Here is a 12,311-nt window from a genome sequence, read left to right on the forward strand (position 1 = left end):
ACCCCGTCGCTCGTTTCGAAGCCGAACCCGCCGGCCCTCATTTGCGGCGTTTCCGAGGAATAGGTCCCATTGGGAGTGCTCCCGGGATAGATAGGTACCCAGTCGGGAATGTCGGAGACGTCGCTGCCGGCTCCGAACGTCGCCGTTCCCTCGTCGGTCGTGACGGTCATTCGCCCGCTCTCGCTTTCGTCGGCGTCGAAATCGAATTGCGCCGTCTCGCCATCGGATGTGAAAGAGAATCGTCCCTCCTCGATATCCTCGTAGCTGAACGTGAAGACTTCGCCCGAAGTGGTATTGCGAAATGTCACCGTCCGGGCGTCCTTGTCGGCCTCCACGAGCTCGACCTCGGGATGAGCGGCGGCGATCATGCGGGACATCGTCGCCACGGGATCCTCCTCCATGTCCCGCGCGACCTCCCGTACCTTGCCGAACACGAACATCCCGACGAGCACGGCGACCACGCCTCCCACGACCAGGATTCCGGCGCAGCCGATCCCGAGCCAGGCCCAGGGACTCAGTCCTTGTTTCTTGGGAACGGGAGGTGGTCCTCCGCTAGCCATGATTCGTCCTCCGAGTTTTTTTTGCGAATGTCACATTATTCGCCCTTCGGGCTCACATCTCATTTTTCCGGCGGGATGTCCTTCGACGGAGCCCCGGAACACCTGATTCCTACGAAGCAGCCCGAATGCGGACGATTATCGCATCAAATCACTCGGTTCTGAGCGCGACGACGGGGTCGAGCTCGAGAGCCCGTCGAGCGGGAACGTAACCAGCCAGCAGGGATGCCGTGGCCAGAACACCCGCGAGAGCCACGAATGTCGTGGCGTCGAGCTGCACCACTCCGAAGAGGTGGCTCGCCATCAGGCGGCCCGCTCCATAGGCGAGCAGGAGTCCGGCGGCGATCCCGAGCCCCGTGATCCGAACCGCCTGGCCCACGGTGAGCTTCAGGACGTCCCTCCGATCGGCCCCCAGTGCGACGCGGACCCCGATCTCGTGAGACCGCCGGCTCACCGAGTAGGCGATGACTCCGTAGATGCCAACCGCGGCGAGCACCAGGGCGATGAGACCCAGGATGGCCATGACGCTCGCGGCATAGCGAAGGCCGATCGTCCGCTCGGCGAGCATGCGGCGCATGCTCATGACGGTGAAGAGCGGCTGATCGGGATCGATCTCGCGCACGATTGCGCGAACCGCGGGGGTCACTGCCTCCGGGTCTCCGCGAACGCGAAGGGCGAGGTGCATACCCAGACGAGGCGCTTGCTCCATCGGCACGTAGAACGTCGCGCCCGGTATTCCCAGGAACCAATCGTGGAGCACGTCACCGGAAACTCCCACCACGGTGAGCCATTCGGCATCCTCCTCGCTCGAGATCCGAAAGCGCCTTCCCAGCGGGTCATCACCGGTCCAGAACCGCTCGGCGAACCCCTGGCTTACGATCGTGACCCGGCGGGTATCGGTCCGATCGCCGCCATCGAAAGTCCGTCCTGAAAAAATGGGAATTCGCATCGTCTCGAAGAAGGAATCCGTGATGACGCGGTACTGGACGTGCGGCCTCTCGGAGGGGTTCTCGACGGGCTGCCCCTCGATCTCGATGTCGCGTGACGTGTTGGACCCGCTCGAGGGAAGTATGTTGACGCAGTCGGCGGAGACGACCTCAGGAAGCTGTCGCGCGCCTTCCACGAGCGCACGGTAGAACTGGAGACGCGCCTCTTCCTCGTCGTACTTCGTTTCGGGAAGGGCCACCTCCATGGTCATGAGGCCATCCGGGTCGTACCCCTGGTCGGATTGTGTCAGCCGTATCGCTCCGCGAATGCTCAGGCCCGATGCCACGAGGAGCATCAAGGTGAGCGCGACCTCGGTGACGACGAGCAAGCTCCGACCGCGTTGGCGCTCTCTTCCCCGCGAGCTGGCGCGGCCTCCTTCCTTGAGCGAAGCCGTCAGGTCGGGACGGGACGCCCGCCAAGCCGGAAGGAGTCCGAAAACGAACGCCGTCACGAGGGCCACTGCTGCGGTGAACCCGAGCGCTCGCCAATCGAGGTCGATCTCTTTCCAGCCGACCACGAACCTCTGAATGTTCGCCGGCATGCTCGTCCGCAGGATCTCGATGCCCAGCCACGCCAGGGGCACGGCGAGAAGAGCGCCGAGAGCCGCGAGCCACAAGTTCTCGGTGAGGAGCTGCCGCACGATCCGATACCGCCCGGCTCCGAGCGCCTGCTGGAGGCACAGCTCCCTTTGACGCTCACCTCCCCTCGCCATGAGCAGATTGGCGACGTTCACGCAGGCAATGAGGAGAACGAACGCCGTCGTCGCTTGCCACATGGCGAGAAACGCCGGGGCCCCGAGGTCTATCACCGCCCGCGCCAGCGCCATGGTTTTGACACCGCGGCCCTCGTTGGTCGACGGGTACTCCCGTGCCAGTCGCTCGGAGACGAGCTCGAGCTCCGACTGAAGGTCTTCGACGGACGTTCCCTCCCGCATTCTTCCGATGACGGTCAGATACTGGCTTTCTCGGTTCGCCGCCGTCTCGGCGTCGAACCACAGAGGCGCCCATACGTCGGTGCCGTAGGGATAATCGAAGCCCTCTTCGGCCACGCCGACCACGTCGTATCGCTCGCCGTTCAGAAGTATGGCGGTTCCCAGAATCGACGAGTCACTTCCGAATCGGCGCGAGAAGAGCTGGTAGCTGATGACCGCGGTCTTGGCCCCAAACTGATCTCGATCCGCGCCGAGGGTGCGGCCAAGAAGGGGCTCGACGCCGAGAACGTCGAGGAAGCCGGGCGTCACCAATGAGCCCTGGAGCCTCTCGGGCTCGCCGACACCGCTCAAATTCACGTCCCACCACTCCATCGCCACGAGGTCATCGAACCCGGTCGTCTGTTCCTTCCACGACAGAAAGTCCGCGGGCGAGGCGTTGGATCGATCCCAGTCTCGTGAGGGATCCGTCTGCCAGACCATCACGAGACGGGCGATGTCCGGTATGGGAAAGGGGCGCAATACGAGGGCATCCACCATCGAGAAGACGGCGGCGTTGGCGCCGATACCGAGAGCGAGCGTCACGACCACGATGGCGGTGTAGCTCGGCTCCCGCAGAAGCCCTCGAAGGGCGTGCTTCGAATCCCGGAGCAGGCTTCTCATCGTTCCGTCCCTTCTGCGTTCGCGCTTTCGACGATGCCGTCGGAAGAGGTAATGGCTGCCAATCCCCAACGCTTCGTACCAATACCAGAGATGCGCCACGAGCCGGCCCCGCGCTCGCACGATCTCCCGGTGCTCCTCGGCGAGGTCGCCCAGAATCTCCTCGGATCGGTCTCGATGCCGAACGACCCGGGCTAAGAGAGCCTCCGCGAGTCGAGGTGGGCTGGGCGCTCTCACCAGCTCTTTCCCAGCACGGATTCCAGGCCGCTCCACAAACTCTGGATGGCCTTCTTCGATTCCCGGAGGGCCTTCACGCCAGACACCGTCACGCTGTAGTGGCGACGGGCTCGACCTCCCCGTTCCGGCATCGGCTCGCCGAGCCAGGAAAACAGGTAGCCTTTTCCCTCGAGCCTCTCGAGCACCGTATAGAGGGCCCCTCTACCGACGTTCTTTCCCGTGCGCTCGTGGAGCTCCTTGCGGATGGCCACCGCGGAGGCCTCTTCCCTGAGCCTCAGGACAGCGAGCAGCGCCATTTGCTCGAGAGCGCCAATCATCTTCACCCCGATACGTTCCCGGCGGGAAGAAAGTTCACATTGTAGGCAAAATAGTCGAATTCGAGCCGGACGCGAAAATCGTCATTTTTCGGACGCTTGGTAATGGCGGGCCCAGATTCCGATCTCCTTGGCCACGGTGCCCGCCACGCGCTTCCAGGTCACGAACGCTCCCGCGAGCGCCGTTTCCGTCTCATGAGCCTGGCCTCCGGTCTCGACTCGGTAGGTGAGGATGTAACGGCTCTGGTAGTGGGTCTGCTTGAGCTCGCCCCCGTAGTTGTTCTCTCCCGTGGGGCTCACTTCGATGCGACGATCGAGGACGGTGACGAGGACGTCGGCCTCGGCTCTCTCGTCGGCATTGACCAGGTCCACCCGCTTCTGGATCTGCTCGCGGATGTCACGGACCGAATCCGACAGCTCTTTGACTCGCTTCCGGTCGCCTGCCTCCACCGCTCCGGAGTCGACCCGGACGAATACTCGGGGCGCCGCCGTCTCCTGGATGGCGGACAGGAAAAGAGCAAGAAGAACCGTCTTCACCTACCCAAGATATCACGCGCCCTCATCCTGACGAAGGGTGGCCATCGGATCCCGGCGAACGTTGCGACGCGCCGGCAGGTAGCCCGCGATCACAAAGCCCCCCGGTTTTCTCGAAACGCTGGGATAGAATGTTCCCGCGTGAGCAAGTCGCGAACCGAGCTCGTCCTGGTTGGAGGCGGGCACACCCACGTGCAGGTCCTTCGCCATTTCGCCATGGAGCCGCTCCCCGCGACGCATATCACCGTGGTTCTCGACCGGCCCGTGGCGATCTACTCCGGCATGGTGCCGGGATTCGTGGCGGGACAGTACCGCATGGACGAGCTCGAGATCGACGTGATCCCGCTCGCCCGCCGGGCGCGGGCACGGGTTATCCTTTCGCCCGCGATTCGCGTCGACGCCGCGGCTAAAGAGATCCACGTCGCCGGCCGGCCGCCTGTGCCTTACGATCTCGCTTCGTTCGATATCGGCTCTACGGTGGCCGGCCTCGATCTGCCGGGGGTCCGCGATCATGCGCTTCCCACGAGGCCGATCGCCGAGCTCGTTCGCCGCATCGGCGCGCTGACAGAATCGGTGCGCTCTCCGTATCGGGTTCTCGTGGTCGGGGGCGGAGCCGGCGGGGTGGAGCTCGCCTTCACGATCTGGGAGCGACTGGGCGCTCGTCAGGATGAAGGAATCCAGGTAAGCCTCGTCCACATGGGTGACGACGTGCTTCCCGGCTATCCGAGAAGCCTCATCGAACGCGTGCATCGCAACGCCGAGTCCAGAAGGATCGATTTCCATCCGAACCGCCGAGTGGTCGCCGTCCGCCCAAACCAGGTCGAGCTCAACGACGGTGAGCACCTCCCCTTCGACGCGCTCATCTGGGTCACGGGCGCCGTGAGCCACCCGGTATTCACGGCATCGAACCTTCCGACCGAGCCGAGGGGATTCGTGCGGACGCGCTCCACCCTTCAGATCGAGGGTTTCGACGATCTCTTCGCCGTGGGTGATTGCGGAACGCTGATGGACCATCCCGACACTCCCAAGGCAGGGGTCTACGCGGTACGGCAAGGGCCCTATCTCATTGACAACCTGCGCGCCGCGAAGGGAGGAAGGCCCTTGCGGCATTATCGTCCGCAGGCCGATTTCCTTACACTGCTCAACCTCGGGGACGGTTCCGCGCTCGGGGCGAAATGGGGCGCATCGTTCGAGGGCCCGTGGGTCATGCGCCTCAAGGATCGCATCGACCGAGCCTTCATGGAGAAGTTCCAGGTGCTCGACGATGAGGGCGCGATGACCGAAGCCTTCCGTGCGCTTCCCGATATGTCGAAGGAGATGGAGATCCTGTGCGGAGGCTGCGCGGCGAAAGTCGGGCAGAGCGTGCTCGATCGCGCGCTCGACCGGCTCGAGCCTCGGACGCAGGACGACTCGGTCGTGCTTGGCCTCGACACTCCGGACGACGCGTCGGCCTACAAGACACCGGGCGGGGACACCGTCGTCACCAGCGTGGACGCGTTTCGGGCTTTTCTCGACGACCCATACCTCGTCGGCCGCGTCGCGGCGGTAAACGCGTTGTCGGACCTCTATGCCACCGGCGCCTCACCGCGCTACGCCCTCGCGATGATATCGATCCCCAAGGAAGCCTCGGACGAAGACTCGGAGGAGATTTTGTATCAAGTGCTCTCCGGGGCGCGCGCCGTCTTCGATCCACACGGCGTCACGTTACTTGGCGGCCACACGACGACCTCGACCGAGCTCGTGGTCGGTTTTTCCGTCGAAGGCTTCGGGGACCTCGGGTCTCTTCTGTCGGTCGACAAGCTCGAGGCGGGCGACGAGCTCCTGATGACGAAACGCCTCGGGACCGGCGTCGTTCTCCACGCCGATATGCAGGGCCGTGCCAAGGGACCGTGGCTCAGAGCGGCGATCGAATCGATGCTTACGGAAAATGACGAAGCGGCGCGCATCGCATCCGAGCTAGGAGCCCAAGCCATGACCGACGTCACCGGCTTCGGTCTCGCGGGACATCTCGCGGGCATGTTGCGTGCGAGCGGCGTCAGCGCCGTCATCGACGTGGCTTCCCTCCCAGCATTACCGGGCGCGCTTTCTCTCTTGAACCAAGGGTTCCGCAGCACGTTCCACGAAGAGAACGCGAAATGGCGAAAGGGAATCGCCGTCCAGCCGGAGGCCGCGCGTCACCCGGCCTTCGAGCTTCTCTTCGATCCGCAGACGTCGGGCGGCCTCGTCTTCGGTCTTCGGCCAGAGAAGGTCGATGAAGCGTGCGAACGCCTCGACGAAGTTGCCGTCATCGGCCGAGCCACCGAGCGGCGATCGGACGGTGCGCTGATCGAGGTCGTCACCCGCTCGACGAGCTCCGAGCTCCAATCGGAACGAGCTCCCAGCTCCCCCGCCCGATAGACCTCTCAGACGTCGATCTCGCCAGGAGAAATCAATTCCAGGAATGAGAAGACCTCGAAATCCTTTCGATTCAGCGTGGCGAGCCGCCTCACGTCCGAGCCTTCCAGGGTAGCCGCGAGGGCGGTGTCGAGGATTCGCTTCCTCCCCAAAGAGTGTCGCTTCATGAGGTCGACCACGCGCGGCAATACCGAAGCGCGCGGAAGAATGCGTACGACCTCCTTGCTGTCCCAAATCACCTGGCTCCATTCGAGCGCCTTGGCCATGGTGAGTGGCTCTTCGAAACGCCTCGGATCGGTAGAGATATGCTGGAACTCCAGAAGGGTCTGCAGCACGACACCGAGCTGGCTGCCATTTTTTCGAACTTCCCGCTCGAGGAGCTCACGGGAAGCCTGGTGATTAGGAGCGCCGGCCATCACCCAGTTGACGAGGACGTCGGTATCAACCCCGAGGGTCAAGAGCGCGAGACCATTTCCTCGAAGAGCTCGTCTCGCGTCCACGGGCGCAGAAGCCGTCCGCTCGGGTGAGCGGCTCGATCCAAGAGAGATTCCCGCCGGCCTCTCTCCCGCTCGAGGTACTCTTCCATTGCCTGGCGGATCAGCTCGGCGACCGGGCGCCCCTTCAAAGTAGCGAGAGCCTTCATTTCCACATAGGCTGTCTCGGATACATGTACAGATACAGGTTTCACATATCGATTATACTTTGATATTAAATATCTAGTCAACATTTGAGATGGACTGCGAGAAGTAGTGGTGGGCAATAGGTAGACACCCGCTTCTCGGCCCACAACGAGTCCAGAACAAATCCGAGCCCAGGCCCGGTTTTACCGAGCTTCTTGCGATTCAGCGCGACGAGATCTGCGCGTCGACCCAGTCCTTCGTCTCGCGGGCGCTCGAAAGAAAGTCCTCGGTCGAGCCTGCGGGGATCCATTCGCTGCCGAAGCTCTTGAGTGGGATGTCGTACTCGATGTCGGTGGAGAATCCCTGGGACGTGGTGAGGACGAAGAAAGCCGAAAGCCCCAGAAGGACTCCCGAGGTGCCGAGTGACCACCAACGGCGCCGACGTGGGCTCGCCGAGGGAATGATACTCAGATGCCCGTAGATGAGCAGGGCCACCAATAGACCCGAGCCGAGATAGAGGATCGCGAGGCCGACATCTTCCCAGGACGTCACGAACTGGGCGTACTCGCTTGCCGGAACGACGAGCACCATGACCGCGCTGGCGAGGCAGGCCACGGCCCAGTGTCGCAGGAAGTCGAAGCGATGGGTGAGAACACGATTCGCGAACGCCCAGACTCCCGCCCAGAACCCCAGGCTCATGAGCGCCATGACCGGGGGACCGATGACCTCGGTCCAGGCGGAAGCGGAATAGGAAGCGAGATAGGCGTCGGCGAGAAAGACCCCCAGACTGCCGGTTATCGCAAGTGCCGCCAGCCGGCCATCCTTCAGCTTCGAAAGGAGCTGGCTCGATTCACGGGAAAGCACCTCGGCAGGTGCGACGAGATGGTCCGGTCTCACGAAGCGTATCACCGTCTCCCCGAGACGCATCCGCAGAGCGGATTCGATGGGAAACTCACGGACACGGCGGCCATCCTCGACGAGCCAGGATCCATTCACGCTGTCGAGATCGCAGGCTATCAGCATTCCGCTCTCGTCCTCCCGTACTGCCAGATGTGCCGGCGAGACGAACCGATCCTCGAGGATGACGTCGTTCGAATAGGCGCGACCGATGTGTACGGGATAGCGATCGAGTCGCACACGCTCCCGCACCCGCCCGCGCCGGTCCAGGACCTCGACCAGCAGGATCACTCTGTCTCGTTCCACGCAACGGCTCCCATGTACCAGCGAACCAGCGCCTCCGCGTTGTCGAAGCTCAGACCGGACGCGAAGAGCGCCGTCTCGAGCCCGATGAGAGGCTTGCCGACGACCGCCGCCTTGAACACCAGATCGTAGAGCTCGGGCAGTTTCTTGTAGCCTCGAAGGCAGAAGACGGTCTTGAAGGCCAGGCGGTGCTCCCGGATAGCACCGCTGTGGCAGCGGAACTCGGTGACCTCGCTCTCTCCGCCGCCCATTCCGTGGTAGGTCTGTTGAAAATCGTCCGTGTAGAGAGTATCGAACTGGAACCGATTGAGCTCGTCGCTTTCGATGAGCCGGTGGTAGAACCAGAACCGTCCCGACACCAGCTCGTCGGAAATGAAGATGTAGTCGACCGTCGAGCACTGGTGATCCACGGTTTCGTAGGCCACACTGTCTTCCCGATAGGCATCCGCCCAGCAGTTGAAGAAGGCCGCGGGTTGAGTCGGTACCGAGAAAACCCCCAGCGCAATGGTGGGAGGCGTGCTATCCAGAAGTACCGAATAGAAGTTGCGCTGGTAATCGTCGATCTGGTCGCGCACCAGGTCCAACAGAGACGACGGCGTCTCGAAATCATCTGCCCAGGAACGATCGACGAGAGCTACCGCTCTTTCGACGGGGACCAGGAAACTCACCTGCTCTCCCGCGCTCGCCACGTTGATTCCCACCACGCGTCCATCGGCCGTGATCGCCGGACCTCCGCTCATCCCGGGATTGAGCGAGCCGGTGAAATGAATTCGCCGATCGAGCGAATGTTTGAGAAATCCGTTATAGGTTCCCTCGACGATGTTGAGACCGAGGTCGAGCGGGTGACCCATGGAGTAGAGGCGAAGTCCCTGGGGAGCATCGAACTCGCCGAGAACGAAATGAGACGGAGTCGAGAGGTCGGTCTTGACGAGGGCGAGATCGTGAGCGACGTCGACGTTGAGAACGCTTACCGGCACTTCCTCGTCGTCGGCGCCCACGAAGTGCGCCTGGTAGCGCTCGGGGTGCTGCACGACTTGCGATATCACGTGGTAGTTGGTGATCAGATGTCCGTCGGGGCTGACGAAGAGACCGGAGCCAATGGACGCTTTGGCGGCGGACCCCGACTCCTCGACCTCGATCTTCACCACGCGATTGGAGAAACGATCGAAAACGAGCTCGGTCGGAGGAGGCAGAACTTGCGAGCCTGCCGAAGCCGTCAGAAAGAGCGAGAGGAAAACGCCGAGCCGGGAGTGTGACATGGAGGACCTTATCAATGATACACCGGCAACGCCTTCGAACCACCCGCGAGGGGCGGAATGAGTCATAATCTCTCGGCGCACACTGGGTTCGAGGAGGCAAATAGAGTGCACAAGCTCGGAAGCTTCGTTTCGCGGCGTCTTCCCGCGTTGTTACTGGTCGCCCTCGTTCCGGTGGAACCGGCCGCGAGCCGCGAGCGCCGCGGCTTACAGCTGTCGGATCTCCACGAGCTCCGTTCGGTGAGCGACGTCAGACTCTCGCCCGACGGCAAGAAGATTCTCTATATCGTCGAGAGCCGCGAGGGAGATCGCCACACGACGTCGCGGATCTTCGTGTGGGACATCGACTCCGCGAGCTCGGCTCCCCTTCTTGGAGAGACCGCGCGTGGCGTGGGCCCGCGGTGGTCTCCCGACGGGAAATGGATCGCCTACTTCGGCGCCGACGGGGGCGAATTCGGTCTCATGGTCGTTCCCGCCAGCGGTGGGAGCGGAAAGCTCCTCGCGAAGGTCCAGGGAACGAACCATCCGCTTCCCTCGAGCGGAGAGAGTCTCGCCTGGTCTCCCGATAGCCGTGGCATCGCTTTCGTCTCGGCCGTCGCCGGACCGGAGACTCAGGACGCCGGCGGGGATCCCGCCGTCATCACGAGATATCTCTACAAACCCCACGCCGGTGAAGGATCCACTCGCTTCAACGACAACCGGCGGCTTCACATTTTCACCGTATCGATCGATGGGAGCGGCCTCCGGCAGCTCACCCATGGGAGTCGTTATGAGCACTCCATCGATTGGTCCCCCTCGGGCGAGGAGATCCTGTTCGTGTCGAACTGGGAGCCGGACCCGGACCGTTTCTTCAACTACGACATCTTTGCGGTGAAGGTCTCGGATGGGAGCGTTCGCCGGCTCACCCGCACGGAGAACATCGAGTACCAGCCGCAATGGTCTCCCGACGGCAGCTCCATCGCTTATCTCGGAACCAAGCGCGGGCTGACTTCCTCGGAGACCACGATGGAGGACACGCACCTCTGGATCATGGACGCCGAAGGCAACGAGCGCCGAGAGCTCGGAGCTACCGTGGACAATCGCCAGCGCGATCACGCCTGGTCCCCGGACGGAAAGGAGATCTGGTGCACCGTTCAGGAACGAGGCCGCATCGGACTCTATCGTTTCCCGCTTTCGGGAGAGGAGCCCTCGGCAGTGATGCCGCGGCTCGGCGGGCGGGGAACCTCCTGGTCTCTAGGAAAGGGTGGCGTCATCGCCTACTCCACGGCCACCGAGCGCGATCTGCCGCAGCTCTACCTCAAGTCAGGACCCGCGGAGCCACGACTCCTGACCGATCTCAATCGCGAGCTCCTGAGTAGCCGCGAGATCGCCGAGGTCGAGTCCGTCACCTTTCTGAGCTTCGACGGAACCGAAGTCGAGGCCTTCCTTACCCACCCTCTCGGTCGGAGCGCAGGCTCGAAGCATCCTCTGATCGCCGTGATCAAAGGCGGTCCGCATGGACAAGATGGTCCCGAGCTCGACTACCGCACCCAGGTCTATGCCGCGCGCGGATGGGCGTCTCTCAAAGTGAATTACCGGGGCTCGACCGGATACGGGCAAGCTTTCGCCGATGCGATCTTCGGCGATCAAAACGGAGGTGAGGCCCAGGACGTGCTCTACGGTGTCGATGCCGTAGTGCGCCGCACCGAATGGATCGACGCCGACCGGCTCGGACTCCAGGGAGGAAGCTACGGCGGGCAGCTGACGATGTGGCTCGTCACGCAAACGAACCGATTCCGAGCGGCGATCCCGATGTACGGCATCTCGAATCTGATCAGCTTCAATTACATGGCGTACTACCACGACTATCTCGCCGTCGAGTTCGGGACATTCCCCCATCAAGGCGACTTGATGGACGTCCTCTGGGAGCGCTCGGCGCTCAAGCACGTGGCCAAGGTGAAGACTCCGGTCTTGCTCGTCCACGGGGAGAACGACAACGACGTGCCGATCGCCGAATCCGAGCAGTTCTACGTCGCTCTCAAGGACGTGGGCGTCGAGACGATGATGGTTCGATATCCGCGCGAAGGACACGGAATCCGGGAGATCGGACATCAGATCGATCTGATGGAGCGCAGCATCGCCTGGTACGATAAGCACTTTCTCCCGAGCTCGGGAGCATCATCTTCTTCATACGCTTCTCACTGAACCGACTCGGATCGAGCTGGGCTACATCCGAGGGCACGTGGCATGCGAGCACGGTACAATCGGCCTGGAGGAGGCCCGCGAGGAAACTCCCACAACGTTTATTACACTATCGGGACTAGCCACAGACTGTTCTTTCTTACCCACGGAGGAGGGAGTATTCATGAGCACGATCGAAGTCGGAGACTTGCTGTACGAATACACTGTCAAGATCACGGGAATGACCGAATACGGAGTCAGTTTCGAGGCGCTGATGGCAGGAGATACGGCTCCCCCGCCCGAGGGGGCCAAGTTCGATGTTGCGTTCGAGGGTGAGTCAAAGGGCCCAAGACTCAAGGGAAATGTCACCGGGGTTGACTACTTGCAGATTCGGGCCGATGGCCGATTCCAGCTTCACATTCACGGAGAGATCACCACGCACGACGGGAAGAAGATCGCCCTTT

At 62.6% G+C, this 12,311-nt stretch carries 11 protein-coding genes; 3 read left to right on the forward strand and 8 right to left on the reverse strand.

What is annotated here, in order from left to right:
* From VEK15_16190 to VEK15_16205, 4 genes are all read right to left on the reverse strand, one after another.
* A partial coding sequence (locus tag VEK15_16190; protein ID HXV62241.1) for a hypothetical protein occupies nucleotides 1-560 on the reverse strand: 560 nt, incomplete at its 3' end.
* A 148-nt stretch (nucleotides 561-708) separates the two neighbouring features.
* Nucleotides 709-3,369, reverse strand: coding sequence for an ADOP family duplicated permease (locus VEK15_16195; GenBank protein ID HXV62242.1), 2,661 nt, complete (start codon nucleotides 3,367-3,369; stop codon nucleotides 709-711).
* Nucleotides 3,366-3,686, reverse strand: a complete 321-nt coding sequence (locus tag VEK15_16200) for a PadR family transcriptional regulator (protein HXV62243.1) — start codon at nucleotides 3,684-3,686, stop codon at nucleotides 3,366-3,368. Before VEK15_16200 ends, VEK15_16195 begins: the two co-directional genes overlap by 4 nt.
* 81 nt (nucleotides 3,687-3,767) lie before the next feature.
* Nucleotides 3,768-4,220 carry a hypothetical protein gene (locus tag VEK15_16205; protein HXV62244.1) on the reverse strand — a complete coding sequence of 151 codons (453 nt, stop codon included), beginning with the start codon at nucleotides 4,218-4,220 and terminating at the stop codon, nucleotides 3,768-3,770.
* Nucleotides 4,221-4,358: 138 nt separating this feature from the next.
* Here VEK15_16205 and selD point away from each other — a divergent pair, with 138 nt between their 5' ends.
* Complete coding sequence (selD, locus tag VEK15_16210; protein ID HXV62245.1) at nucleotides 4,359-6,614, forward strand: selenide, water dikinase SelD; 2,256 nt, start codon at nucleotides 4,359-4,361, stop codon at nucleotides 6,612-6,614.
* Nucleotides 6,615-6,619: 5 nt separating this feature from the next.
* On the opposite strand, the gene VEK15_16215 is transcribed toward selD, so the two are convergent.
* From VEK15_16215 to VEK15_16230, 4 genes are all read right to left on the reverse strand, one after another.
* The gene (locus VEK15_16215) at nucleotides 6,620-7,069 is read right to left on the reverse strand and encodes a PIN domain-containing protein (protein HXV62246.1); all 450 of its coding nucleotides are present in this window, start codon (nucleotides 7,067-7,069) and stop codon (nucleotides 6,620-6,622) included.
* A complete protein-coding gene (locus tag VEK15_16220) occupies nucleotides 7,066-7,299 on the reverse strand; it encodes a ribbon-helix-helix protein, CopG family (protein HXV62247.1) in 234 nt (77 codons plus the stop codon). The genes VEK15_16215 and VEK15_16220 overlap by 4 nt, the downstream gene beginning before the upstream one ends.
* 154 nt (nucleotides 7,300-7,453) lie before the next feature.
* Nucleotides 7,454-8,434 carry an FHA domain-containing protein gene (locus tag VEK15_16225; protein HXV62248.1) on the reverse strand — a complete coding sequence of 327 codons (981 nt, stop codon included), beginning with the start codon at nucleotides 8,432-8,434 and terminating at the stop codon, nucleotides 7,454-7,456.
* Nucleotides 8,416-9,690 (reverse strand): serine protease, encoded by a 1,275-nt coding sequence (locus tag VEK15_16230; GenBank protein HXV62249.1) that lies wholly within the window; start codon nucleotides 9,688-9,690, stop codon nucleotides 8,416-8,418. The genes VEK15_16225 and VEK15_16230 overlap by 19 nt, the downstream gene beginning before the upstream one ends.
* 105 nt (nucleotides 9,691-9,795) lie before the next feature.
* On the opposite strand from VEK15_16230, the gene VEK15_16235 reads away from it, so the two are divergent.
* Both VEK15_16235 and VEK15_16240 read left to right on the forward strand, forming a co-directional pair.
* The gene (locus VEK15_16235) at nucleotides 9,796-11,871 is read left to right on the forward strand and encodes a S9 family peptidase (protein ID HXV62250.1); all 2,076 of its coding nucleotides are present in this window, start codon (nucleotides 9,796-9,798) and stop codon (nucleotides 11,869-11,871) included.
* A gap of 160 nt (nucleotides 11,872-12,031) precedes the next feature.
* Nucleotides 12,032-12,311: hypothetical protein (locus VEK15_16240; protein ID HXV62251.1), on the forward strand; the 280-nt coding region annotated here is incomplete at its 3' end.

This window comes from Vicinamibacteria bacterium (assembly GCA_035620555.1).
GTDB lineage: Bacteria > Acidobacteriota > Vicinamibacteria > Marinacidobacterales > SMYC01 > DASPGQ01.